We start from the raw sequence: 25,873 nt of genomic DNA, 5'->3' as shown, positions 1-25,873 counted from the left end.
GGCATTGCAAAGGAGAACGCTATGTTGAAATCCCCCCTGTTGTGGAAAATGATTACGTTAGGCGGCGCCATGATCCTGCTGTTAATTCCCCTGATGATGGTACGGCACACCATCGTGGAACGTGCTGATTATCGAAGCCATGTAGAAGCCGCTATTCGTCAGAGTACCAGCGGCCCGCAAAAGGTTGTCGGCCCGCTGGTGGCGGTTCCGGTGACAGAGCTCTATACCGTGCTGGAAGAGGAGAAAGAGGTCCAGTATAAGCGCAGCTATCTCTATTTTTGGCTGCCAGAGTCGCTATTGGTTGAAGGCAATCAAAACGTTGAAGCGCGAAAAATAGGTATTTATCAGGGGCAGGTGTGGCATACCGATATGGCGATAAAGGCAGAGTTTGATGTGGCCCGTCTGCATGAGCTGAACAGACCGAACATTACCCTTGGAAAGCCCTTTATCGTCGTAGGCGTCGGCGATGCGCGCGGTATCAGCGTAGTAAAAGCGCCGCAGGTGAATGGTGAAACGCTCACTGTAGAACCGGGGACCGGCTTACCGGAAAGTAGAGAGGGCATTCATATCCCGCTGCCGGACAGTCAGTGGGCGACGCGCAACCTGACGTTGGCGATGTCGCTAAATTTAAGCGGAACCGGCAGCTTTTCACTGGTTCCCGTCGGGCGTAGCAGTGAAATGACCCTGACCAGCAACTGGCCGCACCCAAATTTTGTGGGGGATTTTCTTCCCGGTAAACGCGAAATCAGCGGTTCAGGATTTCAGGCCCAGTGGCAAACCAGCCGGTTTGCCACGAATCTCGGCGAACGGTTTGCTGATGTGCAAAAGGTGGATTGGGACAACTTACCGGCGTTTAGCGTCGCTGTATCGACGCCAGCCGATCAGTATCAACTGACGGACAGAGCGACGAAATATGCCATTTTGTTGATTGCGCTAACGTTTATGGCTTTCTTTGTCTTCGAAACCCTGACGGGACAGCGGTTACACCCGATGCAGTATCTGCTGGTGGGGTTATCGCTGGTGATGTTCTACCTGCTGTTGCTGGCACTGTCGGAACATATCGGTTTCACGCCAGCCTGGATCGCCGCAAGCCTGGTGGGCGCGTTGATGAATAGCGTTTATTTGCAGGCGGTGCTGAAAGGATGGCGCAATAGCGTGCTGTTTACGTTAGCGTTATTGGCGCTGGATGGCGTGATGTGGGGATTGCTGCGTTCGGAAGATAGCTCGTTGCTTCTGGGTACCGGCGTTCTGCTACTGGCGCTTGGCGGCGTGATGTTCCTGACGCGCCATCTGGACTGGTATTCGCTCTCTTGTCAGCAACGTAAGTCATTACCGCCAGTAAAAGATGACGAATTACGTTTGTGGAAATAAATCTAACGGGCGCGCGCGTTAACGTTTTCCCGCGCAGCGCCAGAAACTGTGATGCCGTTAGTTATAGGTCAGGTTTAATGTTGCCGTGGCATTCGCTTGCCCGGCCGTTACCGTGGCGGCGGTTTTATAGTAGCGCGCGCTAATTTTCAGGGTGGTCGACATATTCATGGTTCCGCCGCTAACCGTCTGGCTGCCATCGGCATTGGTGGTAATAGCGTGAGTAAAGAGATCAATTTTTTGATTGATTGGCAAACTGTCGGTAAAGAAACCAGCGTCCGGCGCCTGAATACCCAACTGTACGCCAACGCCGGTTGCGCTGGTTGGCGCGCTTGCATTGCTCAACTGGATGACTGAATTATCAGGGTTATTTCCGCTGGCAGGTTGGGCGCTTAACGATGCGGAAATAGCGGTGCCTTGTTCGCAGGTCAATAAGATATCCTGCTCGCCTGTGCCCGCGGTTTGACTATTAGTGAAACTGCCTAAATTGACGCTGCCTAAATCCACGGTGATGGCAGGTGTTTCTACCCGACATCCCATTGCTTTCATAATCAATTGCGTATTCCCCAAATACAGATGGGTCAGGATATCGCCGCCGGAGTCTTCCGTTGCGCTATCGCGAAAAGATACGCGCGCCAGTGGACTTTGGAATGTCGCGGTACCGGAGGTGATCGGACCGCCTAAGGCGACCAGTTCAACATTGTAGGCGGGAGCCATCGCATGGTGTGTTTTATTGCCATCGCCATTATGGTAGGTATTATCGATTGGCATGACATTATCGTAAGGGCCAGCATTCGTTTGGGTTTTAATCGCAATGCCCACGCCGGAAATACCGGTGCTAAATACCGGCGTGTTGTTCCCGTCATTCGCATTGATTGTCGCCGATGTATTTGACTGCGCGCTACCGGGTTCATATAAAAAACCGACCTTATAATCGCGACTACAGCCATCCATTGTGACTTCGGAGGTGGAAACCCAGCCCGATTGCCACAACACTTCGCCTGCGGTATAGGCGTGGCTATCCACCACAAGCTGCGACGGCGGGGTGATAGTGATCGCGCCTTCATTTCCGGAACGTTTACAGGAGGCGTAACCATGACCGGAATACGCGAACAGCAGAATAAGCGCCAGATATAACCTTCTCATGAAAAATTCCTGCTTTTATACCAGGTGAAATAGAAAGATGTTATTGCCATGCGATAGTGATCGTCACAACGGACGTGAAATCCCCTGCCGTGACTTTTCCATACGGGGTATACATCCTTGCGGCGACAGGCAAATTGGCTTCATGGGTATTACTGTTGATATCCACCGTGTAAGTGACGTTGTTGGCCAGATTGACCAGACTTTTACCGTCCAGGTTAAAAAGCTGTAATCCTAAATCCTGCGCCGGATTGGCCGCGCTGTTTGCATAAATCGCAGAAGCATAATTTGGATCGGGATAAGGTACGCCGTTAAATGAAATCGCGGCTTTTGTGGTCGTTGCCGGGCAATTCGTCATTTTTATGGTGAAAGGAATGGTGGCGGTATTGCCACCGGCCACGGCGATATCCGCCCGGGCATATTGTCCAAGAGAGAGCGTGTCGGGGACCGTCACGGTACACGGATCGGCATAAATTAATCCCGTAACGTTAATGTCTACGGCATCTGCGGTATTGTATGCCGCGCTGATCGAGGGCGACCATAATGCCAGACCCGTGAACGTTAACAGGGCGGCTAATGCAGCAAATCTGTTCATATTCATCTTTTATCCCACCAGAATCACTGGCATTGCTCGTGTAAGATTTCTACGCCAGAAGCGGAGGGGGAGCTCGGTATACGGTAAGAGACCTGACACCGGTCTGCTGCTGTTGGTCCCCACTTCACTAATAACCGCCCTTGTTTTTCCAGTCCGGTTAACCAGGCTTGCCCCGCATCACCAACAAAACTGCTGTGATTGTCTGGTTTTGTTAAAGACGAGACGGTCGCGCCAAAAGGAACAGGCAGATTGTTTATGCGGGTTAATACCATCAATGCCTTGTAACCAATATTGGTTTTATATTCGGCCCTGACCACCGCGCCACGGGTAGGCACCAGCGTTTTACTGGTATCAATGAGCTCAATATTTTTTCTAATGCCTGTCGTATCTAAAGACACTTCATTACGATGGTAAGGCGAAGCATAAGGTACGACGGCATAGCCCCGAAAATCGGTGTCCACGCCCGTTTCGTTATTCACGGGGACACCCGCTGCGCCAGGGGCTTTAACCAATATGATGGTGTCGTCCATTGGCTGGGATAGTGTCAGGCCATTTCGATGTAACAGTACGCCGCCCTGAACGCCATAATTCAGGCGACGCATATGATTATCGTAGCTATACCCGCCGTTAATATCCGCATACGTCCCGTTATAGGTTGCGCTCACATTACCGCTGGTGGCTTTCTCTTGAGAGGAATAACCTTCCTGAACGCTCCATGAGAGATTTTTCTGTGCCAGCGCTGTGCCGTTTAAACCGACAGTATGCGTGGTATCGCCGTCTTTCGCGGAGTTCATATTGTAGGTGACATACGTTGACGGCATAAAAGCCTCTAACGGAATACTAATATTGATTGAAATTTGCTGGTCATTACTGTCTTCCGTATCGTCGTCTTCATCCTGAGAATTATCGGCGTTCAGCGTATAAGAATAGTTAATGCCATAGCTTACGTTATGCCATGTGTTGTTATAGCCAATACCTAATGATGTGGTATGAGTGTCATTCCAGTAATCTTCATTATATAAAGTGAGTGAAATGGAACCGTAGATAATGTCTTGCGACAACGACAGGTCGGTGCGATTACGTACATGATCATAGTGACTATTATCGCTATAGGTATCCAGTACATCCTCAAGAGCATAGTAATCTTTGGTCGAATAACGGTAGCCGGCGACAGTGAAGTTGGTGCCTGTTGACTGAATATCTTTGCTGTAACGAATACGCCAGGATTGTCCGGTAAGCGTATCGCTAACCACATCGCCTGCTTTAATTTTTGACCATGAGTTGGTGACGTCTAAAGACAATGCGCCCAGATCGCCAAGGTTTAAACCTGTCCCGATGAGCGCCGCATGATAAACATCATTGCTCAGCGTACTCTCTATTCCGCCATAGGCGGTTATGCCGCCTGCTAATCCGTATAAGGCCGTCAGTTCTGCGAAATTCTGTTGCGCGGAATGCGTATCTGATGAACGCGTGCGGCCTACCGTCAGGTCGTATTTCAGGTGGCCTTCACGCTGTAATACCGGAACGCTGGCGTAGGGCACAATGAAATGCTGCTCAGAACCATCGGATTCTTTGATGGTGACGTACAGGTCGCCCGAACCGCCGGTTGGATAAAGATCATTGATGGCGAATGGACCCGCCGGAACGTTAGTTTTGTAGATGGTATAACCGTTTTGTTCAACGGTTACCTGCGCGCTGCTTTTGGCCACCCCGCGAATGACCGGGGCGAACCCTTTCATACTGTCCGGCAACATATCGTCATCAGAAGAGATCTGTACGCCCTTAAATGAAATACTGTCAAAGACGTCCGCGGGCGTGTTATTTTCCCCGGCGATCAGCTGTCCTTTTAAAAATTCGATATCGCGAGAAACATAGGTGTAGGCAGAATCCCAGCTATTTTGCCCATCGCTATCATGATTCCAGGTTGAGTAGTTACGAAAACGCCATGCGCCAATGTTAATACCTGGGCGCAGGTTAGCGTATTCGCTATTTTCCGTCCGGTTTTCATCAATATCGTGATCCTGCGATCCGGTAAAACTGTAGTTCAGCAAAAAAGCATTAATGCCTTCATCCCATTCGCTGGTAGGGACGAATTCTCGCGGGGCGGCGATCAACGCGATTTGAGGGATCGCTAAATCCAGCCGGTTACCGATGACATTAAACTTTGCTACAGCGCCAGCCAGCAGACTAAGATCGGTACACCCGTTTGGGGCATTTTTAAGCTCGGGGAAGTTTTCTGTTTTTACGCCCCACTGCTTGAGTTGTTCAACGCTAAGACACGGCTGTAGGGAGAGCTTATTATCTGCTGATTTTTTATTTTTAAAGGCAATATTTTTTGTTTCAATACTGGTGTTATTAATATAAATATCAACATTATAGGTGCCTTCTGCCTGCCCCCCCTTTTCGAAAACAGATAGATCGACATTCTCCACGCCCGGTTCATCATTTTCCAACGATAATGGATTAAAATGATCATGCGCTAACGCTGGTTTTATGGAACAGCATATAAAGAGAAACGATAACGCTAATTGAGAACGGGGCTCTACTCTGGAGAATTGCACAGTAAAAGTCCTGAAAGGGTAAAAGTAAAGTGAAGTCGTTAATGGCTAGAATGAACCGGAATGCGGCTCTAAACTCATCCCATAATCGCTGATTAATCGCCACGTTACCGTGCCATGAGGGGCGGCAGTAGAACTCAATTTAAATGACGCTGATGATTTTGGTGGAACGAAGGTCGCTGATTTCACTTCATGGCTGTTAAGCGTCACACTGGCAAAGTTCATATAATAGGGCGTGGGGTTATTTACGGTAATAACATCACCTGCCGTCTGCCATTTTAATTGTTGGCTCTGGCTATCAGGCGTCGATTTTGTTAATGCTGGCGGCCGATATATAAGCTTTATTTGGGTATTAATGGAGATTTCCACGCGGTTCGCGGAGGCATTATCATCAATAGAAGGAATACCCTTAATATTGAGCCAGTACATAGATTCTCGATCTGTAGGTAGAGGGGCGCCAGAGCGAATAACTCGAATGCTGTTCTTTTGCCCGGCATCAAGGCGAAAAAGAGGCGGGGTGATAATAAACGCCTGCTTATTTGTGACCTGGGGATCGGCAACCGATAACCATGACTGAACAAGATTCGCTTTGCTGTCTTTATTCTCTACATTGATTGACGACTCATCATTATTGCCGTCGAAAACCAGTCGGGTTCCGCCAACAACAATGCTGGCATGGGCAACATGGCTTGTCAGTAATACGACCAACACGGATTTCTTTATGTGTTTCATTTTTTACTCTGTAAAGATGTTTTACGCTATGGACTGGCATCCTGCCTGTCCATATCAGGATGAGAATGCCTTACTGATACGAAACGGTATACGTAACCTGAGTGCTAACATCTCCACCGGTTACGGTTGCGGAACCATCGTTTGCCATGGCGGCGTAATAGGTAAAGTCTGCTGTCGAGCCGTCGGTTGGCAGGTTTACTGCGGCATCATCCGTGTTATCTGTCACATCGCTATGTGAAGCGTTCTGAATAGAAATACCGACACCCGCGGCGCCCGTTTCCGATCCTTCGTCCGCGTTTTTGAAGTACGTTGGGTTAGAATCATCTGTTGCGCCGTGGAAGCGGAACATGGCCTGGGTTGGTACGCCAGTCCCTGCTTCCGGGCAGCTAACCAGGCTTACGGTAAACGGCACGTAATCGGTTGTGGCGCCTTTTTCCGCGATGCGTTCTTTGCTGTAATTACCTAAATCAATGGTGGTATCCGTGGAGCCATTAACCTGAACCGTACACGCCTGATCGTAAATTTTGCCATTGAACGTAATCGTGTTCTGGGCAAATACCGGTGTGGATGCTACGGCAGTTAACATTGCCAGGATGATAATTTTCTTATTAAACATATTAATTGTTGCCTGATTCTATTCGCTGAAAAATAAAGATAGCTATATAAAATAAAATATTATATTTTACTCTGTATGCGCTTCTTTCTGTTCTGTAGATAAGCAGGCGGCTATTCTACGTATATCAACTATGAACTCAATAAAAATTCTGATGCAATATTGAACGGCAGTCCAGTTTCGGACCCGGTAACAAAGTTTAATAAAATACCACTAAAGAAGTACGGTTGATGACTGGATTTATAGAGCAAGATCTCTTTTTTGATAATAGTTATTATTTCCTGGAGGGTTTATTTAACTCTATATTGCTTTATTTTTAAGAATATACGACGCTTGTCCGTTTAAAATGAAACCGGCAGGTTTCGAAGCTCTAACAGTCTTCCATGCAGTATTTTTATATAGTCCCCCGCTTTTAGTTCTGAAAGTACCTGCATGATACGGCTGCGTGAAAGCCCGGTTCTCTGCTGTATGAAGTTCTGTGCGTTGATCTCAAATCGTGAGCTTTCAGGATACGACCACAGTTCAAGTAACAGCGCTTTTATCTGGCTATAGGCGTCCTGCCCGATAAGGTTTCTGTCACGGTTAGTCATGAAAGCAATGCGGTACATCAGGATGTTCGAAATGTCACGCCAGAGATGCTTTTCATCGGCTATTTCCACAAAATCTTTTACTGGGACAGGATAATATTCACAGGTGGTTTCGGCGATAAAAAAGACGTCTGAATTCTCTTCTAACTGGTATAAGTCAGCATAGGCATCTACAAGGCCTAAAATCATTGGTGAGACACCGCAGCCCATTACAATGCTGTCGATACGCCGACATACTTTAATAGCGCCTTTAGTGATTAACAGGATGTGGGATTGATTATCAATCTTGATATCCAGTGTTTTACCGGCCGTAATAGTGACAGGAGAGATGTTTTGAATAACGTGCCGATGAATATTTAAAATGGCTTGCAGGTTTTTTTCTTTCCCTGTGGGACGATACACATTCCCGCCGTTTAACTGCTTCATATCTTCCCCATTATTATGGCTGATAAAGTGGTTGACTATTAAAAGGTAAACATAAATTTAATATTCACTTAAAATTATAATTAAGTAAATTAAAATAGCCAACAAGAATATTTAAGTCAATGTATTCACCTTATCAATGCATGAGCGACAACGCTGTTTGTAAGGTTAACCATAGTAAATGTGATGATTTTATTTGCAATCATTTTATGACAGCTATCATAGGTACCGTGCTTAACGAGCGCGTAGAGCGTACAGGATAGCGAAGCGATGTTCATCGCTGTTGTAGGATACGAATGAGAGAAAAGTACAAAATGCAGGCGGGCGGCGTTTTACTGAGCGAAATCGCCGCCTGCCGGAACTCCTCCCGGCGGGAGCCATAAGCGGTTAGCGGTACTGGACGATCAAACTTTGAATCTCCGGATGATCTTTTAACGACACGTGCCATACCGTGGCGATTCCATTCATCAACGAAATAGCGTTTCCAGACGGTGTGGCGACTGTCTGCAAATGGGGGATATTATTCCGCGAACATGATACCTCGATATTGCGATCGTGAGGCGCAAGGTTACAACCATATTCGACAATCTGGCCTTTGAAATGAATAACGCCTGCGGAGACCGGCGCGGTAGCAGCCAGCGCGGCTGATGAAGCTGACATCGCTGCACAAAACAGGTAGCAGCATAATGGTGATTTTTTCATCCTTTGAAACCTCACGTCCTGTGAGCATCCCCTTATTTTTTGGGGACCAACAAATCCCGTGTATTACTCTTTAATGTTAATACACAAACTACCTTAACTTTCGCAAGCTGAGATAAACAGCGCTACATGACAATTTTTATGTAAAAGAGTACGTCATAACGGCAGGTCAGGAGGGAAAGCGGGGCCGCTTAGCGGAAGGGGAGCATAAGAAACAGCCAGTAAGAATAACTTACCGGCTGTTTTTACAGTTTGGCACCTGGGCCGAATTAATCCTGCAGGTCGCCGCAGAAGCGATAACCTTCGCCGTGAATGGTGGCGATGATTTCCGGCGTATCCGGCGTGGATTCGAAATGCTTACGAATACGACGAATGGTAACGTCAACAGTACGGTCATGCGGCTTCAGCTCGCGCCCGGTCATTTTCTTCAACAGCTCTGCGCGCGACTGAATTTTGCCAGGGTTTTCGCAGAAGTGAAGCATCGCGCGGAACTCGCTGCGCGGTAGTTTATACTGCTCGCCGTCCGGGCCGATCAGTGAACGACTGTTGATATCCAGTTCCCAACCGTTGAACTTGTAGCTTTCAACGCTACGACGCTCTTCGCTGACGGTACCCAGGTTCATGGTACGGGACAGCAGGTTGCGGGCACGGATGGTCAATTCGCGTGGGTTAAACGGTTTGGTGATGTAATCATCCGCGCCGATTTCGAGGCCGAGAATTTTGTCGACTTCGTTATCGCGGCCCGTCAGGAACATCAGCGCAACGTTAGCCTGTTCACGCAGTTCACGCGCTAACAGGAGACCGTTTTTCCCTGGCAGATTGATATCCATGATCACCAGGTTGATGTCATATTCAGAGAGGATCTGATGCATTTCCGCGCCATCTGTCGCTTCGAATACATCATAGCCTTCCGCTTCGAAAATACTTTTCAACGTGTTGCGTGTTACCAACTCGTCTTCAACGATAAGAATGTGCGGGGTCTGCATGTTTGCTACCTAAATTGCCAACTAAATCGAAACAGGAAGTACAAAAGTCCCTGACCTGCCTGATGCATGTCGCAAATTAACATGATCGGCGTAACATGACTAAAGTACGTAATTGCGTTCTTGATGCACTTTCCATCAACGTCAACAACATCATTAGCTTGGTCGTGGGTACTTTCCCTCTGGACCCGACAGTGTCAAAAACGGCTGTCATCCTAACCATTTTAACAGCAACATAACAGGCTAAGACGTACCGGACACCTAATAAAACTACGCTTCGTTGACATATATCAAGTTCAATTGTAGCACGTTAACAGTTTGATGAAATCATCGTAGCTAAATGCTAGCTTTCATCACAAATTTGCAATATTCCAACTAGTTACGTAAGCCAACTAATAAATGCGATGAATCCAAAGAGCAGGATCTATTTTAAATTAAATTATCCTAAATAAACAGCAGGATAACGATGTTCTGTTAACATAAACAGCAATAGTACAGATACGCAATAGTGTAGCGTCTTTTACGAAATCAAAAATGCTTTTTCAGTGATATCCGTTAAAATTTTGTAAATTTGCGAAGCGTAATATGCTTACAAACGCCAGCTAATTTCCTGTAAATTAGTCAAAAAGAGTAATGAAATGCGTGTAACAATCGTTCTTGTCGCTCCCGCCAGAGCGGAAAATATCGGCGCAGCCGCCCGGGCTATGAAGACCATGGGATTTACTGACCTGCGTATTGTCGACAGCCAGGCGCACCTGGAGCCCGCTACCCGTTGGGTCGCACATGGATCTGGAGATATTATTGATAATATTGAGGTTTTCCACACCCTTGCCGACGCGCTCCACGATGTGGATTTTACCGTCGCGACGACAGCCCGCAGCCGGGCAAAATTTCATTACTACGCTTCGCCCGCTGAACTGGTTCCCTTATTACAGGAAAAATCACGCTGGATGCGTCATGCCGCGCTGGTTTTTGGCCGTGAGGATTCCGGTTTGACCAATGACGAGCTGGCGCTGGCGGATGTATTGACCGGCGTGCCGATGGCGGCGGATTACCCTTCGCTCAATCTGGGTCAGGCAGTCATGGTGTATTGCTATCAATTAGCAGGTTTAATGCAACAGACCACTGAATCCGTTGATATTGCTGATGAATCGCAGTTACAGGCGTTACGCGCGCGCCTTTTACGTCTGTTAACGACTCTGGAGGCGGCCGATGACCACAAATTAACCGACTGGCTACAACAGCGAATCGGCCTGCTGGGACAGCGAGATACGGTAATGTTGCACCGTTTGGTTCATGATATTGAAAAAAAACTAACAAAATAACGTGCTGTAATTTTTAAAATAATAAGAGATTACGTCTGGTTGCAAGAGATCATAACAGGGGGAATTGGTTGAAAATAAATATATCGCCAGCAGCACATGAACAAGTTTCGGAATGTGATCAATTTAAAAATTTATTGACTTAGGCGGGCAGATACTTTAACCAATATAGGAATACAAGACAGACAAATAAAAATGACAGAGTACACAACATCCATGAACCGCATCAGCACCACCACCATTACCACCATCACCATTACCACAGGTAACGGTGCGGGCTGACGCGTACAGGAAACACAGAAAAAAGCCCGCACCTGAACAGTGCGGGCTTTTTTTTCGACCAGAGATCACGAGGTAACAACCATGCGAGTGTTGAAGTTCGGCGGTACATCAGTGGCAAATGCAGAACGTTTTCTGCGTGTTGCCGATATTCTGGAAAGCAATGCCAGGCAAGGGCAGGTAGCGACCGTACTTTCCGCCCCCGCGAAAATTACCAACCATCTGGTGGCGATGATTGAAAAAACTATCGGCGGCCAGGATGCTTTGCCGAATATCAGCGATGCCGAACGTATTTTTTCTGACCTGCTCGCAGGACTTGCCAGCGCGCAGCCGGGATTCCCGCTTGCACGGTTGAAAATGGTTGTCGAACAAGAATTCGCTCAGATCAAACATGTTCTGCATGGTATCAGCCTGCTGGGTCAGTGCCCGGATAGCATCAACGCCGCGCTGATTTGCCGTGGCGAAAAAATGTCGATCGCGATTATGGCGGGACTCCTGGAGGCGCGTGGACATCGCGTCACGGTGATTGATCCGGTAGAAAAATTGCTGGCGGTGGGCCATTACCTTGAATCTACCGTCGATATCGCGGAATCGACTCGCCGTATCGCCGCCAGCCAGATCCCAGCCGATCACATGATCCTGATGGCGGGCTTTACCGCCGGTAATGAAAAGGGTGAACTGGTGGTGCTGGGCCGTAATGGTTCCGACTATTCCGCCGCCGTGCTGGCCGCCTGTTTACGCGCTGACTGCTGTGAAATCTGGACTGACGTCGATGGCGTGTATACCTGTGACCCACGTCAGGTGCCGGACGCCAGGCTGCTGAAATCGATGTCCTACCAGGAAGCGATGGAACTCTCTTACTTCGGCGCCAAAGTCCTTCACCCTCGCACCATTACGCCTATCGCCCAGTTCCAGATCCCCTGTCTGATTAAAAATACCGGCAATCCGCAGGCGCCAGGAACGCTGATCGGCGCATCCAGCGACGATGATAATCTGCCGGTTAAAGGGATCTCTAACCTTAACAACATGGCGATGTTTAGCGTCTCCGGCCCGGGAATGAAAGGGATGATTGGGATGGCGGCGCGTGTTTTCGCCGCCATGTCTCGCGCCGGGATCTCGGTGGTGCTCATTACCCAGTCCTCCTCTGAGTACAGCATCAGCTTCTGTGTGCCGCAGAGTGACTGCGCGCGTGCCCGACGTGCGATGCAGGATGAGTTCTATCTGGAGCTGAAAGAGGGGCTGCTGGAGCCGCTGGCGGTTACTGAGCGGTTGGCGATTATCTCTGTTGTCGGCGACGGTATGCGCACGCTACGCGGCATTTCAGCGAAATTCTTCGCCGCGCTGGCGCGGGCTAATATCAATATCGTGGCGATCGCTCAGGGATCTTCTGAGCGTTCCATTTCTGTGGTGGTGAATAACGACGATGCCACCACCGGCGTGCGGGTAACGCACCAGATGCTGTTCAATACCGATCAGGTGATTGAAGTGTTTGTCATTGGCGTCGGCGGCGTCGGCGGCGCGCTACTGGAACAGCTTAAACGTCAGCAAACCTGGCTGAAGAACAAGCACATCGATCTACGCGTGTGCGGCGTGGCAAACTCAAAGGCGTTGCTAACCAATGTGCATGGCCTGAATCTGGACAACTGGCAGGCGGAACTGGCGCAAGCGAACGCGCCGTTCAATCTGGGACGCTTAATTCGCCTGGTGAAAGAATATCATCTACTCAATCCGGTGATTGTTGATTGTACCTCCAGTCAGGCGGTGGCCGACCAGTATGCCGACTTCCTGCGTGAAGGATTCCATGTGGTGACGCCAAACAAGAAAGCGAACACCTCGTCGATGGACTACTACCATCAGCTACGTTTCGCCGCCGCGCAATCACGGCGCAAATTCTTGTATGACACCAACGTCGGCGCCGGTTTGCCGGTAATCGAAAACCTGCAAAACCTGCTGAATGCGGGTGATGAACTGCAAAAATTTTCCGGCATTCTTTCCGGGTCGCTCTCTTTTATTTTCGGTAAACTGGAAGAGGGGATGAGTCTCTCACAGGCGACCGCGCTGGCGCGCGAGATGGGCTATACCGAACCCGATCCGCGCGACGATCTTTCCGGTATGGATGTGGCGCGTAAACTGTTGATCCTTGCCCGCGAGACGGGTCGCGAGCTGGAGCTTTCCGATATCGTGATTGAACCGGTGTTGCCGGACGAGTTTGACGCCTCCGGCGATGTGACCACCTTTATGGCGCATCTGCCGCAGCTTGACGATGCGTTTGCCGCCCGTGTGGCAAAAGCTCGTGATGAAGGTAAGGTATTGCGCTATGTGGGCAATATCGAAGAGGATGGCGTGTGCCGCGTGAAGATTGCCGAAGTTGATGGTAACGATCCGCTCTTCAAAGTGAAAAACGGTGAAAACGCACTGGCGTTCTACAGCCACTATTATCAGCCCTTGCCGTTGGTGCTGCGCGGCTACGGCGCAGGTAATGATGTGACGGCGGCGGGCGTGTTTGCCGATCTGTTACGGACCCTCTCATGGAAGTTAGGAGTTTAACATGGTGAAAGTGTATGCCCCGGCTTCCAGCGCGAACATGAGCGTCGGTTTCGACGTGTTGGGCGCGGCCGTCACACCCGTTGACGGCACGTTGCTGGGCGATGTGGTATCCGTTGAAGCAGCGGACCATTTCCGTCTGCATAACCTGGGGCGATTTGCCGATAAACTGCCGCCGGAGCCGCGTGAAAACATTGTTTATCAGTGCTGGGAACGTTTTTGCCAGGCATTGGGGAAAACCATCCCGGTGGCGATGACGCTGGAAAAAAATATGCCGATTGGTTCCGGGTTAGGGTCCAGCGCCTGTTCCGTCGTTGCTGCGCTGGTCGCGATGAATGAGCACTGCGGCAAACCGTTAAACGACACGCGTCTGTTGGCGCTGATGGGCGAGCTGGAAGGCCGTATCTCCGGCAGCATCCATTACGATAACGTCGCGCCGTGCTTTCTTGGCGGTATGCAGCTGATGATTGAAGAAAACGGCATTATTAGTCAGCAGGTGCCGGGCTTTGATGAGTGGCTATGGGTACTGGCTTATCCGGGCATTAAAGTTTCCACCGCAGAAGCACGGGCCATTTTGCCTGCGCAGTATCGCCGTCAGGATTGCATTGCGCATGGACGGCATCTGGCCGGTTTTATTCACGCCTGTTACTCGCGGCAGCCGCAGCTTGCCGCCGCGCTGATGAAAGATGTTATTGCCGAACCATACCGCGCGCGTTTACTGCCGGGCTTTAGCCAGGCGCGGCAGGCGGTATCGGAGATCGGCGCGCTGGCGAGCGGGATTTCCGGGTCGGGGCCGACGCTGTTTGCGCTATGCGATAAACCGGAGACGGCGCAGCGCGTCGCGGACTGGCTGAGCAAACATTATCTGCAAAATCAGGAAGGCTTCGTTCATATTTGCCGGCTGGATACGGCGGGCGCACGAGTAGTGGGATAATCAATGAAACTCTATAATCTGAAAGACCATAATGAGCAGGTCAGCTTTGCGCAGGCCGTCACGCAAGGACTGGGCAAACAGCAGGGACTTTTTTTTCCGCACGATCTGCCGGAGTTTAGCCTGACGGAAATTGATGAGATGCTCAACCAGGACTTTGTCAGCCGTAGCGCAAAGATCCTCTCGGCATTTATTGGCGATGAAATACCGCAGCAAATTCTGGAAGAGCGCGTCCGCGCGGCGTTTGCGTTCCCGGCGCCGGTAGCGCAGGTAGAAAGCGATGTCGGCTGCCTGGAGCTGTTCCATGGTCCGACGCTGGCCTTTAAAGACTTCGGCGGGCGTTTTATGGCGCAAATGCTGACGCATATCAGCGGCGACAAACCGGTGACGATTCTGACCGCAACGTCAGGCGATACCGGCGCGGCGGTGGCTCACGCGTTCTATGGCCTGGAAAATGTGCGGGTCGTCATTCTCTACCCGCGCGGTAAAATCAGTCCGTTGCAGGAAAAACTGTTCTGTACGCTGGGCGGCAACATTGAAACCGTGGCGATCGACGGCGATTTCGACGCTTGCCAGGCGCTGGTGAAACAGGCATTTGATGACGAAGAACTGAAAATGGCGCTGGGGCTGAATTCGGCTAATTCAATTAATATCAGCCGCCTGTTGGCGCAAATTTGCTACTACTTTGAAGCCGTGGCGCAACTGCCGCAGGAGGCGCGTAACCAACTGGTGATCTCAGTACCCAGCGGCAACTTTGGCGATTTGACGGCAGGACTGCTGGCGAAGTCGTTAGGCCTACCGGTGAAACGCTTTATCGCCGCTACCAACGTCAACGACACGGTGCCGCGTTTTCTGCATGACGGGAAGTGGGCACCGAAAGCGACGCAGGCGACCCTGTCGAATGCGATGGATGTCAGCCAGCCGAATAACTGGCCGCGCGTGGAGGAGCTGTTCCGCCGTAAAATCTGGCGTCTGACTGAGCTGGGCTATGCGGCGGTAGATGATACTACGACACAGCAGACGATGCGCGAGCTGAAAGCGAAAGGTTATATCTCGGAACCTCATGCGGCGGTAGCGTATCGGGCATTACGCGACCAGTTAAACCCTGGCGAGTATGGCTTGTTTCTCGGAACGGCGCATCCGGCGAAGTTTAAAGAAAGCGTGGAGTCCATTCTGGGAGAAACGCTGGCCTTGCCTGAAGCGCTCGCCGAACGCGCCGACCTGCCGCTGCTTTCACATCATCTGCCTGCGGATTTTGCCGCCCTGCGTAAGCTGATGATGACCCGCCAGTAACCATTGCGCCCGGTGGCGCTGTCGCTTACCGGGCCTATGGGGTGGTGTCGATTTGTAGGCCGGATAAGGCGTAACCGTCATCCGGCGATGCCGTTACTGCTCGTAGCGTTTAAAGACCAGCTCGTCTTGTGTGGAGGTTTCTTCATCAAAGAAATACCCTTCACGGTCAAACGCGGTAAGCTGTTCCGGCTTCGTTAAGCGGTTTTCAATAATAAAACGACTCATCAGTCCGCGCGCTTTTTTGGCGTAGAAGCTTACCACCTTAAACTTGCCGTTTTTCTCATCAAGGAACACGGGCTTAATCAGTTCGGCATTCAGTTTCTTCGGCTTCACCGATTTAAAATATTCCTCGGAGGCCAGATTCACCACCACCCGATCGCCCTGCGCCTCAAGCGCTTCGTTGAGCTTATCGGTAATGATATCGCCCCAGAATTGATAAAGATCTTTGCCGCGCGGATTCTCCAGGCGAATCCCCATCTCCAGACGATAAGGCTGCATTAAATCCAGCGGGCGCAATACGCCATACAAGCCAGAGAGCATACGCAGATGTTGTTGAGCAAAATCAAAATCCGCGTCGTTGAACGTTTCCGCCTGTAGGCCAGTATAAACATCGCCTTTGAACGCCAGAATCGCCTGGCGTGCATTATCCGGCGTAAAATGAGGCTGCCAGTCATGAAAACGCGTGGCGTTGAGATCCGCCAGTTTGTCGCTAATTCCCATCAGCCTGGAAATTTGCGGCGCCGAAAGCTGGCGGGCCTGTTGAATAAGCTGCTGGCTGTGATCCAACAGCTCCGGCTGGGTATAGCGGGTCGTGGCCAGCGGGCTTTGATAATCAAGCGTTTTTGCAGGTGAAATCAGAATCAGCATATCCAGTCCTTGCAGGGAATTTTCTGCGACTTTAGCAAAAAAACGCCGCAGAGTTGACCGATGGCTGCGATTGTCGGCTTAATCGCGCGATGCCGCATCCCAGGTATCTGGCGCCAGTTGTGGTTCGATATCCGGGAAGCGCCGCGGATCGAACTGCGGTCTTACGCCCAGTTTCCGTTGTCGCAGATAATCGCTGGCGAGGGTATACACCACCGGTGAGAGCAACAAAATCGCCGTCAGATTGGTAATGGCCATACAGGCCATGATCATGTCAGCGAGCTGCCATATCAGCGGAAAACTGATAAGCGTACCGGCGATAACCATGCCAAGCGTCGCAAGGCGTAATAGCCAGATGGCCTTTGCGTTATGTAACCGCAGAAAAAACAGATTGTTCTCGGCGTAAATATAGTTGGCGACGATAGAACTGAACGCGAACAGAATGACGATAAGCGCGACAAAACTGGCGCCCCATTCACCGGTCAACGAAACCATTGCATGTTGGAGAAGCTGAATGCCTTCTGTTGACGAGTGGGACGCGTGATTCCCCGCCAGCAGGATAATCATCGCGCTGGCGGTACAGATGATAATGGTGTCACTGAATACGCCAATCATTTGCACAATCCCCTGCGCGACTGGGTGAGGGGGATACGACGTTGCCGCCGCGGCCGCATTAGGCGTTGACCCCATACCCGCTTCATTAGAGAACATCCCACGCTGAAAACCGCTGGTAATAGCCTGAGTGAGCGTATATCCGGCTGCGCCTGCCGCGGCTTCCTGCCAGCCAAATGCGCTTTTGACTATCGAGGCGATAACGCCAGGCATTTGCTCAATATGCCAGAGGCAAATGAACACGCTGCCGGCGACCCACAATAACGCGATGAGGGGAATCAGCCATTGCATCAGGCGGGCGACGCCTTTTATGCCGCGAATGATAATTAACAGGGCACAGAACGCCAGAGCAATGCCGGAGATAAGTGGCGGAATGTTGAAGGCGAAATGGAACGCGCGTGAGACGGCATTCGCCTGCACGCTATTAAAAATCAACCCGTAGGCGACGAGCAGAAAGAGGGCGAAAACCACGCCCATCCAGCGCATTCCCAGCCCGCGCGCCATATACCACGCCGGGCCGCCGCGGAACTGGCCTGTCGGGTCACGTTCTTTATAAAGCTGGGCAAGCGAACACTCGGCGAAGGAGGTCGCCATGCCAATGATGGCCGAGACCCACATCCAGAATACCGCGCCGGGACCGCCTGCGGCGATAGCCAGCGCCACGCCGGCCAGATTACCGCTGCCAATCCGCGCCGCGAGGCTGGTACACAGCGCCTGAAATGACGTCAGGCCGCCTGGCTGCGGGCTAAGGCTGCCTTTCAGACTGCGGCCAAATTGGCGAATATAACGAAACTGAATGAATCCGGTACGCCAGGTAAACCAACATCCTGCGCCGAGCAGCAGGTAAATCATTACCGAGCCCCAGAGTATTTCGTTAATAAAACTGAAAAACTCAGGCATTAACGTCCCTCTTGTTGATGCCGGCACGCTTTGATAATCCTGTATAAGCGTGACCCATGATGTAGATGACCTTGTCAGACTAATATTAACGGCAGTTTACCATAAATACGGCGGTATCCTTTAATTGCGCATCAACCGTCGGCAGATACGCAAACAGTGCACAAGGGCAGCCAGGTGCATGTAGGCGGTTGCGCTGTGAGTGCGTCGTGTTATCATCAGGGTAGACCGGTTACATCCCCTAACAAGCTGTTTAAAGAGAAACTCTATCATGACGGACAAATTGACCTCCCTTCGTCAGTTCACCACCGTAGTGGCTGATACCGGAGATATCGCGGCAATGAAGCTGTATCAGCCGCAGGATGCTACAACTAACCCTTCTCTCATTCTTAACGCAGCGCAAATCCCGGAATATCGTAAGCTGATTGACGATGCTGTCGCCTGGGCGAAACAGCAGAGCAGCAACCGCGCGCAGCAGGTTGTTGACGCGACCGATAAGCTGGCGGTGAATATTGGCCTGGAAATCCTGAAGCTGGTGCCGGGGCGTATTTCTACCGAAGTTGACGCGCGTCTGTCTTATGACACTGAAGCGTCTATCGCCAAAGCAAAACGTATCATTAAACTCTACAATGATGCGGGTATCAGCAACGATCGTATCCTGATCAAGCTGGCGTCCACCTGGCAGGGCATTCGCGCAGCCGAACAGCTGGAAAAAGAAGGCATCAACTGTAACCTGACGCTGCTGTTCTCCTTCGCGCAGGCGCGTGCGTGCGCCGAAGCGGGCGTCTACCTGATCTCGCCGTTCGTAGGTCGTATTCTTGACTGGTATAAAGCCAATACCGACAAGAAAGACTATGCGCCAGCTGAAGATCCGGGCGTGGTTTCCGTAACGGAAATCTACGAGTACTACAAACAGCATGGTTACGAAACCGTCGTTATGGGCGCAAGCTTCCGTAACGTAGGCGAAATTCTGGAGCTGGCGGGCTGCGACCGTCTGACTATCGCGCCGGCATTGCTGAAAGAACTGGCGGAAAGCGAAGGGGCGATTGAGCGTAAGCTCTCTTTCTCCGGCGAAGTCAAAGCGCGTCCGGAACGCATTACCGAAGCCGAGTTCCTGTGGCAGCATCACCAGGATCCGATGGCGGTTGACAAACTGGCGGATGGTATCCGTAAGTTTGCGGTAGACCAGGAAAAACTGGAAAAAATGATCGGCGATCTGCTGTAATCATTAACGCGTGGCCCTGATATGGGTCACGCTACCTCTTCTGAAACCTGTCTGTCCTTCCCTTCGCAGTGTATCATTCTGTTTAACGAGACTGTTTTAACGGAATAATTATGGATACCTTACGTATTGGCTTAGTTTCTATCTCCGACCGCGCTTCAAGCGGCGTTTACCAGGATAAAGGCATTCCTGCGCTTGAGGAGTGGCTCGCTTCTGCACTGACCACGCCTTTCGAGGTCCAACGGCGCTTAATTCCTGATGAACAGGAAATTATCGAGCAAACGTTGTGTGAACTGGTCGATGAGATGAGCTGTCATCTGGTGCTGACCACTGGCGGTACCGGTCCGGCACGTCGCGACGTCACGCCGGACGCGACCCTTGCCATCGCTGACCGTGAAATGCCAGGTTTTGGCGAGCAGATGCGCCAGATCAGCCTGCGCTTTGTGCCGACCGCCATTCTTTCCCGCCAGGTGGGCGTTATCCGTAAACAGGCGTTAATTCTTAATCTGCCTGGACAGCCAAAATCGATCAAAGAAACGCTGGAAGGCGTAAAAGCGGACGATGGCAGCGTTAGCGTGCCGGGCATTTTTGCGAGCGTGCCGTATTGCATACAGCTGCTTGACGGGCCGTATGTCGAAACCGCGCCGGAAGTGGTTGCCGCTTTCCGTCCGAAGAGCGCCAGACGTGAGAATATGTCATCCTGACCGGAAGATACTGATAGTAGGGTTATTCCTCCCGGTGCGGGAGGAATAAAGAGATTTAGTGCGCTTCGCCGATTGGCAGAATAGTGCGGCCAAATTGCTCGTTTAGCACTTCACCCATCGCCAGATAAATAGCGCTGGCACCGCAAACCAGACCAACCCAGCCTGCGATATGGATAATGGCTTCGTTACCGGTGATATTGCCGACCGCCAGCAGAGCGAACAGTACGGTCAGGCTCAGGAAAACAAATTGCAGCGCGCGGGCGGCTTTCAGCGTACCAAAGAACATAAACAGCGTGAACACGCCCCACAGACCTAAATAAGCGCCGAGTAGCTGAGCGTCAGGCGCATCCGTCAGGCCCATTTTCGGCATCAGCAGGATAGCGACCAGCGTCAGCCAGAACGAACCGTAAGAGGTAAAGGCCGTTAAACCAAAGGTATTGCCTTTTTTGTACTCCAGCAGACCGGCAAAAATTTGCGCGATACCGCCGTAGAAAATCCCCATCGCCAGAATAATACCGTCCAGGGCGAAAAAACCGGCATTGTGCAGGTTAAGCAGAATGGTGGTCATGCCGAAGCCCATCAGGCCCAGCGGTGCCGGATTAGCCAACTTAGTGTTGCCCATAATTCCTCAAAATCATCATAATTGAATGGTGAAATAGTTTCCCAGAATAACGAGTTCCGTATTCGGGGCGCGGCATAATAATCAGGGGGAAGAGGACTGTCTATGATCTAATAAGGGGGAAAAGAAAATATTTCCCCCTGTGAGGGCATTCACGCCTGAACGGCTGCCATCATTCGTCGCAGGCAGGCTATTTGCAACACCGCCGGAATAGTCACGCGATACGCGCTGCCGCTCATCGCTTTGACGCCGTTTAACGCCGCGCCGACCGGGCCGCCAAGACCTGCGCCGCGCAGCAATCCGTGGCCCAGGATGCTCATTGCGGCATGGGTACGCAAAATGCGGGTAAGCTGGGTGGAAAGCAGGTGGGAGACCCCTTTTGCCAGACTGCGATCTTTCATGAGCAGCGGCAGCAGTTCTTCCAGTTCAGAAACTTTGGCGTCTACGGCTTGCAGAAATTCCTGCTTATGCGCCGCGTCCATCTTCTGCCAGGTATGACGTAAAAAATGCTCCAGCAGTTGCTGTTCTATTTCAAACGTCGATATGCTTTTATCTGCTTTGAGTTTTAGCCGCTTTGCGACATCCAGCAGAATCGCGCGGTACTGTTTTCCGTGTCCGCGCAATTTGTTGGCGATACTGTCGCCGCCGTAATGCTGAAACTCGCCGGCAATGAGCTGCCAGTTACGGCGGTGTTGCTCCGGGTGACCTTCCATCGCTTTGAACAGCTCGTTATGACTAAGGACGCTCGACAAGCGAGCTTTGCCCTTTTCGTTATGCGTCAGCAAACGGGCGAAATCGGCGAGTTGTTCTTCGCTACAATGCTGAAGAAAGTCTAAATCCTCGTCGTGTAAATAAGTGACGTTCATTTTCAGTCTGGCTTTTGGAATAGAAATAACAGCGATTAATCGTCGCCAATGACTTTAAGTCTCGCCATATCGGAAGAATTTACCGTATGGCCTGAGAAGGTAATCTTTGATACGCAGCGTTTGTTGTCGTTATCGCTATTAATATTGATCCAGCCTGTCGTCTGGCCCTCTTTGATTGAGGAAGGGACGTTCAGGTTTTGGCTGGCGCTACGCGCAGTTTTAAAATAGACGGATGCGCCGCTAAGTTCGATGTCGCCGTGATCCGCCGTGAGTTGAATGCGCTTCACGATGCGGCAGACGGGAATTTTCAGCGCGAGATCGTTCGTTTCATTTCTGGGCATGGCAATAACACCCAGTATTTTATGGTCGTTCGCGTGCGCGACGCTACTTAACGCCAGGCCGAAAAGCAGGCCGGCGGAAATCGTTAACACAGATCGCATGGAATTTCTCTTTGACGGGTTCAATAAGCAATTACCGTCTATCATACTCTGCTCATGGCAACGATTCAGTTTTGTAATCTTTTCTTTTTATTACAATTTTTCCGTGAATGGTATTCGTTGTTTAATTTATTTCATGAATATTTATCTGTCTGGTTTTCCATCGCGCCCTCTCGTCACTAAAAAATTTTTTCATCTCCCCCTTGATGACGTGGGTTACGACCCCATCTTGTAGTCAACCGCAGTGGTGAGTCTGAAAAAAAACGATTCAGGGTAGTTGAAACCGCACGTTTCGCCCTTATTACAGATTCACAACCACATGATGACCGAATTTTTAGTGGAGACGTTTAGATGGGTAAAATTATTGGTATCGACCTGGGTACTACCAACTCTTGTGTAGCGATTATGGATGGAACGCAGGCACGCGTGCTGGAGAACGCCGAGGGCGATCGCACTACGCCTTCTATCATTGCTTATACCCAGGATGGTGAAACTCTGGTTGGTCAGCCGGCTAAACGTCAGGCAGTGACAAACCCGCAAAACACCCTGTTTGCGATTAAACGCCTGATTGGCCGCCGCTTCCAGGACGAAGAAGTTCAACGTGACGTTTCTATCATGCCGTACAAAATCATCGGCGCCGACAACGGCGACGCATGGCTTGATGTGAAAGGTCAGAAAATGGCGCCGCCGCAGATTTCTGCCGAAGTGCTGAAGAAAATGAAGAAAACGGCTGAAGATTATCTGGGCGAACCGGTAACTGAAGCGGTTATCACCGTACCGGCTTACTTTAACGATGCTCAGCGTCAGGCTACCAAAGACGCCGGCCGTATCGCAGGTCTGGAAGTCAAACGTATCATCAACGAACCGACTGCCGCAGCGCTGGCTTACGGTCTGGATAAAGAAGTCGGCAACCGTACTATCGCGGTTTACGACCTCGGTGGTGGTACTTTCGATATCTCTATTATCGAAATCGACGAAGTTGATGGCGAAAAAACCTTTGAAGTTCTGGCAACCAACGGTGATACCCACCTGGGTGGTGAAGACTTCGATACCCGCCTGATCAACTACCTCGTTGACGAGTTTAAGAAAGATCAGGGCATTGACCTGCGTAACGATCCGCTGGCAATGCAGCGCCTGAAAGAAGCCGCAGAAAAAGCCAAAATCGAGCTGTCTTCTGCGCAGCAGACCGACGTGAACCTGCCGTACATTACCGCAGATGCCACCGGTCCGAAACACATGAACATCAAAGTGACTCGTGCGAAACTGGAAAGCCTGGTTGAAGATCTGGTGAACCGTTCTATCGAGCCGCTGAAAGTCGCACTGCAGGACGCTGGCCTGTCCGTGTCTGATATCAACGACGTGATCCTCGTCGGCGGTCAGACCCGTATGCCAATGGTGCAGAAAAAAGTGGCTGAGTTCTTTGGTAAAGAGCCGCGTAAAGACGTTAACCCGGACGAAGCTGTGGCTATCGGCGCAGCGGTTCAGGGCGGCGTTCTGACCGGCGACGTGAAAGACGTACTGCTGCTGGACGTTACCCCGCTGTCTCTGGGTATCGAAACGATGGGTGGCGTGATGACTCCGCTTATCACCAAAAACACCACCATCCCGACCAAGCACAGCCAGGTGTTCTCTACTGCGGAAGACAACCAGTCTGCGGTAACCATCCATGTGCTGCAGGGTGAGCGTAAACGTGCGTCTGATAACAAATCTCTGGGTCAGTTCAACCTGGATGGTATCAACCCGGCGCCGCGCGGTATGCCGCAGATCGAAGTTACCTTCGATATCGATGCTGACGGTATCCTGCACGTTTCCGCGAAAGACAAAAATAGCGGTAAAGAGCAGAAGATCACCATCAAGGCATCTTCTGGTCTGAACGAGGAAGAAATTCAGAAAATGGTTCGCGATGCAGAAGCGAACGCTGAATCCGACCGTAAGTTCGAAGAGCTGGTTCAGACCCGTAACCAGGGCGACCATCTGCTGCACAGCACCCGTAAGCAGGTTGAAGAAGCAGGCGATAAACTGCCGGCTGATGACAAAACCGCTATCGAGTCTGCCCTGAGCGCGCTGGAAACTGCCCTGAAAGGCGAAGATAAAGCCGCTATCGAAGCGAAAATGCAGGAACTGGCGCAGGTTTCCCAGAAACTGATGGAAATCGCTCAGCAGCAACATGCGCAGCAGCAGGCTGGCTCCGCTGACGCTTCTGCAAACAACGCGAAAGATGACGACGTTGTCGACGCTGAGTTTGAAGAAGTAAAAGATAAAAAATAATCGCCCTTTGAACGGGTAATTACTGGCACGGGCGAAGAGGTTTCCTCTCCGCCCGTGTATGCATGTTAAGGGCAGATAAAAAGAGATGGCGAAAAGAGATTACTACGAGATTTTAGGCGTTTCCAAAACAGCGGAAGAGCGTGAAATCAAAAAGGCGTATAAGCGCCTGGCCATGAAATATCATCCGGACCGCAATCAGGGTGATAAAGAGGCCGAAGCTAAATTTAAAGAGATTAAAGAAGCCTATGAAGTGCTGACCGATGCGCAAAAACGCGCAGCCTACGATCAGTATGGTCACGCCGCGTTTGAACAAGGCGGTATGGGCGGCGGATTTGGCGGCGGCTTCAATGGCGGCGCTGATTTCAGTGATATCTTTGGTGACGTTTTTGGCGATATCTTTGGCGGCGGGCGTGGTCGCCAACGTGCGGCGCGTGGGGCTGATTTGCGTTATAACATGGATCTCACCCTGGAAGAAGCGGTGCGTGGCGTGACCAAAGAGATCCGTATTCCGACGCTGGAGGAGTGCGACGTTTGCCACGGCAGCGGCGCGAAAGCTGGCACGCAACCGCAAACCTGTCCGACCTGTCATGGTTCTGGTCAGGTACAGATGCGCCAGGGATTCTTTGCTGTACAGCAGACCTGCCCACACTGTCAGGGACGCGGTACGCTGATCAAAGATCCGTGCCATAAATGTCACGGTCATGGGCGTGTTGAAAAGAGTAAAACTCTGTCCGTTAAAATCCCGGCGGGCGTGGATACCGGCGATCGTATTCGTCTGGCAGGCGAGGGCGAAGCGGGCGAGCATGGCGCACCGGCAGGCGACTTGTACGTTCAGGTCCAGGTGAAACAACACCCTATTTTCGAGCGTGAAGGCAATAATCTTTATTGCGAAGTGCCGATCAACTTTGCGATGGCGGCGCTGGGCGGTGAAATTGAAGTGCCGACGTTAGATGGTCGCGTGATGCTGAAAGTACCGAGCGAAACACAAACGGGCAAGTTGTTCCGTATGCGCGGCAAAGGCGTGAAGTCCGTACGCGGTGGCGCGCAGGGCGATTTGCTGTGCCGTGTGGTGGTTGAAACGCCGGTCGGTCTGAGCGAAAAACAGAAGCAATTGCTAAAAGATCTTCAGGAAAGTTTTGGCGGCCCGACGGGAGAGAAAAACAGCCCGCGTTCAAAAAGCTTCTTTGACGGCGTGAAAAAATTCTTTGACGATTTGACTCGCTAATCTTTTTCCCGTTGTATTTTTCTTCAGCCCGGGTGTTTATCCGGGCTTTTTTCTGCCTGTACGCGCCCAGGCTTCTGTTAAACGCATCG

General features: G+C 51.0%; 24 protein-coding genes and 1 other annotated feature. Of the genes, 11 read left to right on the top strand and 13 right to left on the bottom strand.

Features of this window, described 5'->3' with window-relative positions; genetic code table 11:
* Positions 1 to 21 precede the first annotated feature (21 nt).
* Positions 22 to 1,371 carry a cell envelope integrity protein CreD gene (gene creD / locus ACLJRH_RS21305; RefSeq protein ID WP_023137530.1) on the top strand — a complete coding sequence of 450 codons (1,350 nt, stop codon included), beginning with the start codon at positions 22 to 24 and terminating at the stop codon, positions 1,369 to 1,371.
* A gap of 57 nt (positions 1,372 to 1,428) precedes the next feature.
* Here creD and sthE read toward each other — a convergent pair whose 3' ends face one another.
* From sthE to arcA, 8 genes are all read right to left on the bottom strand, one after another.
* Positions 1,429 to 2,514: a fimbrial major subunit SthE gene (gene sthE, locus ACLJRH_RS21300; protein ID WP_023137529.1), complete on the bottom strand. Its 1,086-nt coding sequence runs from the start codon at positions 2,512 to 2,514 to the stop codon at positions 1,429 to 1,431.
* A gap of 40 nt (positions 2,515 to 2,554) precedes the next feature.
* Complete coding sequence (locus ACLJRH_RS21295) at positions 2,555 to 3,112, bottom strand: fimbrial protein (protein ID WP_001056984.1); 558 nt, start codon at positions 3,110 to 3,112, stop codon at positions 2,555 to 2,557.
* A gap of 17 nt (positions 3,113 to 3,129) precedes the next feature.
* Positions 3,130 to 5,667 carry a fimbrial outer membrane usher protein gene (locus tag ACLJRH_RS21290; RefSeq protein ID WP_001160701.1) on the bottom strand — a complete coding sequence of 846 codons (2,538 nt, stop codon included), beginning with the start codon at positions 5,665 to 5,667 and terminating at the stop codon, positions 3,130 to 3,132.
* Positions 5,668 to 5,712: 45 nt separating this feature from the next.
* A complete protein-coding gene (gene sthA, locus ACLJRH_RS21285; protein WP_000680526.1) occupies positions 5,713 to 6,396 on the bottom strand; it encodes a fimbrial biogenesis chaperone SthA in 684 nt (227 codons plus the stop codon).
* A gap of 70 nt (positions 6,397 to 6,466) precedes the next feature.
* Complete coding sequence (locus ACLJRH_RS21280; protein WP_000482239.1) at positions 6,467 to 7,012, bottom strand: fimbrial protein; 546 nt, start codon at positions 7,010 to 7,012, stop codon at positions 6,467 to 6,469.
* Positions 7,013 to 7,350: 338 nt separating this feature from the next.
* Entirely contained in the window at positions 7,351 to 8,022 is a 672-nt protein-coding gene (locus ACLJRH_RS21275) for a winged helix-turn-helix transcriptional regulator (protein ID WP_000811635.1), read from the bottom strand.
* A gap of 384 nt (positions 8,023 to 8,406) precedes the next feature.
* Positions 8,407 to 8,721 carry a hypothetical protein gene (locus ACLJRH_RS21270; RefSeq protein WP_000749517.1) on the bottom strand — a complete coding sequence of 105 codons (315 nt, stop codon included), beginning with the start codon at positions 8,719 to 8,721 and terminating at the stop codon, positions 8,407 to 8,409.
* A gap of 266 nt (positions 8,722 to 8,987) precedes the next feature.
* Complete coding sequence (gene arcA, locus ACLJRH_RS21265; protein ID WP_001194359.1) at positions 8,988 to 9,704, bottom strand: two-component system response regulator ArcA; 717 nt, start codon at positions 9,702 to 9,704, stop codon at positions 8,988 to 8,990.
* 95 nt (positions 9,705 to 9,799) lie between these two features.
* Here arcA and yjjY point away from each other — a divergent pair, with 95 nt between their 5' ends.
* From yjjY to thrC, 6 genes are all read left to right on the top strand, one after another.
* Positions 9,800 to 9,940: a protein YjjY gene (yjjY, locus tag ACLJRH_RS21260; protein ID WP_001541509.1), complete on the top strand. Its 141-nt coding sequence runs from the start codon at positions 9,800 to 9,802 to the stop codon at positions 9,938 to 9,940.
* 399 nt (positions 9,941 to 10,339) lie between these two features.
* Complete coding sequence (locus ACLJRH_RS21255; protein ID WP_001266769.1) at positions 10,340 to 11,026, top strand: tRNA/rRNA methyltransferase; 687 nt, start codon at positions 10,340 to 10,342, stop codon at positions 11,024 to 11,026.
* A gap of 213 nt (positions 11,027 to 11,239) precedes the next feature.
* A complete protein-coding gene (thrL, locus tag ACLJRH_RS21250) occupies positions 11,240 to 11,305 on the top strand; it encodes a thr operon leader peptide (RefSeq protein ID WP_001575544.1) in 66 nt (21 codons plus the stop codon).
* Positions 11,241 to 11,361 (top strand) — a sequence feature (Thr leader region). Its footprint overlaps the gene before it by 65 nt.
* A 25-nt stretch (positions 11,362 to 11,386) precedes the next feature.
* A complete protein-coding gene (thrA, locus tag ACLJRH_RS21245) occupies positions 11,387 to 13,849 on the top strand; it encodes a bifunctional aspartate kinase/homoserine dehydrogenase I (RefSeq protein WP_001264678.1) in 2,463 nt (820 codons plus the stop codon).
* 1 nt (position 13,850) lies between these two features.
* The gene (thrB, locus tag ACLJRH_RS21240) at positions 13,851 to 14,780 is read left to right on the top strand and encodes a homoserine kinase (RefSeq protein ID WP_000241685.1); all 930 of its coding nucleotides are present in this window, start codon (positions 13,851 to 13,853) and stop codon (positions 14,778 to 14,780) included.
* 3 nt (positions 14,781 to 14,783) lie between these two features.
* The gene (gene thrC / locus ACLJRH_RS21235; RefSeq protein ID WP_000781100.1) at positions 14,784 to 16,070 is read left to right on the top strand and encodes a threonine synthase; all 1,287 of its coding nucleotides are present in this window, start codon (positions 14,784 to 14,786) and stop codon (positions 16,068 to 16,070) included.
* A 93-nt stretch (positions 16,071 to 16,163) separates the two neighbouring features.
* Here thrC and yaaA read toward each other — a convergent pair whose 3' ends face one another.
* A complete protein-coding gene (gene yaaA / locus ACLJRH_RS21230) occupies positions 16,164 to 16,937 on the bottom strand; it encodes a peroxide stress protein YaaA (RefSeq protein ID WP_000906175.1) in 774 nt (257 codons plus the stop codon).
* A 78-nt stretch (positions 16,938 to 17,015) separates the two neighbouring features.
* A complete protein-coding gene (locus ACLJRH_RS21225) occupies positions 17,016 to 18,446 on the bottom strand; it encodes an alanine/glycine:cation symporter family protein (RefSeq protein WP_001642372.1) in 1,431 nt (476 codons plus the stop codon).
* 268 nt (positions 18,447 to 18,714) lie between these two features.
* Between ACLJRH_RS21225 and tal the strand changes: the two genes are divergently transcribed.
* Both tal and mog read left to right on the top strand, forming a co-directional pair.
* The gene (tal, locus tag ACLJRH_RS21220) at positions 18,715 to 19,668 is read left to right on the top strand and encodes a transaldolase (RefSeq protein ID WP_000130179.1); all 954 of its coding nucleotides are present in this window, start codon (positions 18,715 to 18,717) and stop codon (positions 19,666 to 19,668) included.
* 110 nt (positions 19,669 to 19,778) lie between these two features.
* Positions 19,779 to 20,369, top strand: coding sequence for a molybdopterin adenylyltransferase (mog, locus tag ACLJRH_RS21215; protein ID WP_000380373.1), 591 nt, complete (start codon positions 19,779 to 19,781; stop codon positions 20,367 to 20,369).
* Positions 20,370 to 20,424: 55 nt separating this feature from the next.
* Here mog and satP read toward each other — a convergent pair whose 3' ends face one another.
* From satP to ACLJRH_RS21200, 3 genes are all read right to left on the bottom strand, one after another.
* The gene (satP, locus tag ACLJRH_RS21210; protein ID WP_000528525.1) at positions 20,425 to 20,991 is read right to left on the bottom strand and encodes an acetate uptake transporter; all 567 of its coding nucleotides are present in this window, start codon (positions 20,989 to 20,991) and stop codon (positions 20,425 to 20,427) included.
* 149 nt (positions 20,992 to 21,140) lie between these two features.
* The gene (msyB, locus tag ACLJRH_RS21205; protein WP_023137528.1) at positions 21,141 to 21,854 is read right to left on the bottom strand and encodes an acidic protein MsyB; all 714 of its coding nucleotides are present in this window, start codon (positions 21,852 to 21,854) and stop codon (positions 21,141 to 21,143) included.
* Between the two features lie 35 nt (positions 21,855 to 21,889).
* Positions 21,890 to 22,294, bottom strand: a complete 405-nt coding sequence (locus ACLJRH_RS21200; RefSeq protein ID WP_001258082.1) for a DUF2541 family protein — start codon at positions 22,292 to 22,294, stop codon at positions 21,890 to 21,892.
* 348 nt (positions 22,295 to 22,642) lie between these two features.
* Here ACLJRH_RS21200 and dnaK point away from each other — a divergent pair, with 348 nt between their 5' ends.
* On the top strand, positions 22,643 to 24,559 hold the full coding sequence (gene dnaK / locus ACLJRH_RS21195; RefSeq protein WP_000516126.1) for a molecular chaperone DnaK: 1,917 nt from the start codon (positions 22,643 to 22,645) through the stop codon (positions 24,557 to 24,559).
* Positions 24,560 to 24,644: 85 nt separating this feature from the next.
* Positions 24,645 to 25,784, top strand: a complete 1,140-nt coding sequence (gene dnaJ / locus ACLJRH_RS21190) for a molecular chaperone DnaJ (protein ID WP_001119009.1) — start codon at positions 24,645 to 24,647, stop codon at positions 25,782 to 25,784.
* Positions 25,785 to 25,873 lie beyond the last annotated feature (89 nt).

Origin of the sequence: Salmonella sp. SAL04162 (assembly GCF_046551535.1) — a bacterium.
Lineage (GTDB): Bacteria > Pseudomonadota > Gammaproteobacteria > Enterobacterales > Enterobacteriaceae > Salmonella > Salmonella enterica.
The sequence above is the reverse complement of the archived record's forward strand: the minus strand, read 5'-3'. Positions and strand labels throughout refer to the sequence as shown.

Excerpts from the sequence above, each read along its gene's own strand:
- creD (WP_023137530.1), top strand. The coding sequence starts at position 22 with ATGTTGAAATCCCCCCTGTTGTGGAAAATGATTACGTTAGGCGGCGCC.
- sthE (WP_023137529.1), bottom strand. The coding sequence starts at position 2,514 with ATGAGAAGGTTATATCTGGCGCTTATTCTGCTGTTCGCGTATTCCGGT.
- ACLJRH_RS21295 (WP_001056984.1), bottom strand. The coding sequence starts at position 3,112 with ATGAATATGAACAGATTTGCTGCATTAGCCGCCCTGTTAACGTTCACG.
- sthA (WP_000680526.1), bottom strand. The coding sequence starts at position 6,396 with ATGAAACACATAAAGAAATCCGTGTTGGTCGTATTACTGACAAGCCAT.
- ACLJRH_RS21280 (WP_000482239.1), bottom strand. The coding sequence starts at position 7,012 with ATGTTTAATAAGAAAATTATCATCCTGGCAATGTTAACTGCCGTAGCA.
- ACLJRH_RS21275 (WP_000811635.1), bottom strand. The coding sequence starts at position 8,022 with ATGAAGCAGTTAAACGGCGGGAATGTGTATCGTCCCACAGGGAAAGAA.
- ACLJRH_RS21270 (WP_000749517.1), bottom strand. The coding sequence starts at position 8,721 with ATGAAAAAATCACCATTATGCTGCTACCTGTTTTGTGCAGCGATGTCA.
- arcA (WP_001194359.1), bottom strand. The coding sequence starts at position 9,704 with ATGCAGACCCCGCACATTCTTATCGTTGAAGACGAGTTGGTAACACGC.
- yjjY (WP_001541509.1), top strand. The coding sequence starts at position 9,800 with ATGACTAAAGTACGTAATTGCGTTCTTGATGCACTTTCCATCAACGTC.
- ACLJRH_RS21255 (WP_001266769.1), top strand. The coding sequence starts at position 10,340 with ATGCGTGTAACAATCGTTCTTGTCGCTCCCGCCAGAGCGGAAAATATC.
- thrA (WP_001264678.1), top strand. The coding sequence starts at position 11,387 with ATGCGAGTGTTGAAGTTCGGCGGTACATCAGTGGCAAATGCAGAACGT.
- thrB (WP_000241685.1), top strand. The coding sequence starts at position 13,851 with ATGGTGAAAGTGTATGCCCCGGCTTCCAGCGCGAACATGAGCGTCGGT.
- thrC (WP_000781100.1), top strand. The coding sequence starts at position 14,784 with ATGAAACTCTATAATCTGAAAGACCATAATGAGCAGGTCAGCTTTGCG.
- yaaA (WP_000906175.1), bottom strand. The coding sequence starts at position 16,937 with ATGCTGATTCTGATTTCACCTGCAAAAACGCTTGATTATCAAAGCCCG.
- ACLJRH_RS21225 (WP_001642372.1), bottom strand. The coding sequence starts at position 18,446 with ATGCCTGAGTTTTTCAGTTTTATTAACGAAATACTCTGGGGCTCGGTA.
- tal (WP_000130179.1), top strand. The coding sequence starts at position 18,715 with ATGACGGACAAATTGACCTCCCTTCGTCAGTTCACCACCGTAGTGGCT.
- mog (WP_000380373.1), top strand. The coding sequence starts at position 19,779 with ATGGATACCTTACGTATTGGCTTAGTTTCTATCTCCGACCGCGCTTCA.
- satP (WP_000528525.1), bottom strand. The coding sequence starts at position 20,991 with ATGGGCAACACTAAGTTGGCTAATCCGGCACCGCTGGGCCTGATGGGC.
- msyB (WP_023137528.1), bottom strand. The coding sequence starts at position 21,854 with ATGAACGTCACTTATTTACACGACGAGGATTTAGACTTTCTTCAGCAT.
- ACLJRH_RS21200 (WP_001258082.1), bottom strand. The coding sequence starts at position 22,294 with ATGCGATCTGTGTTAACGATTTCCGCCGGCCTGCTTTTCGGCCTGGCG.
- dnaK (WP_000516126.1), top strand. The coding sequence starts at position 22,643 with ATGGGTAAAATTATTGGTATCGACCTGGGTACTACCAACTCTTGTGTA.
- dnaJ (WP_001119009.1), top strand. The coding sequence starts at position 24,645 with ATGGCGAAAAGAGATTACTACGAGATTTTAGGCGTTTCCAAAACAGCG.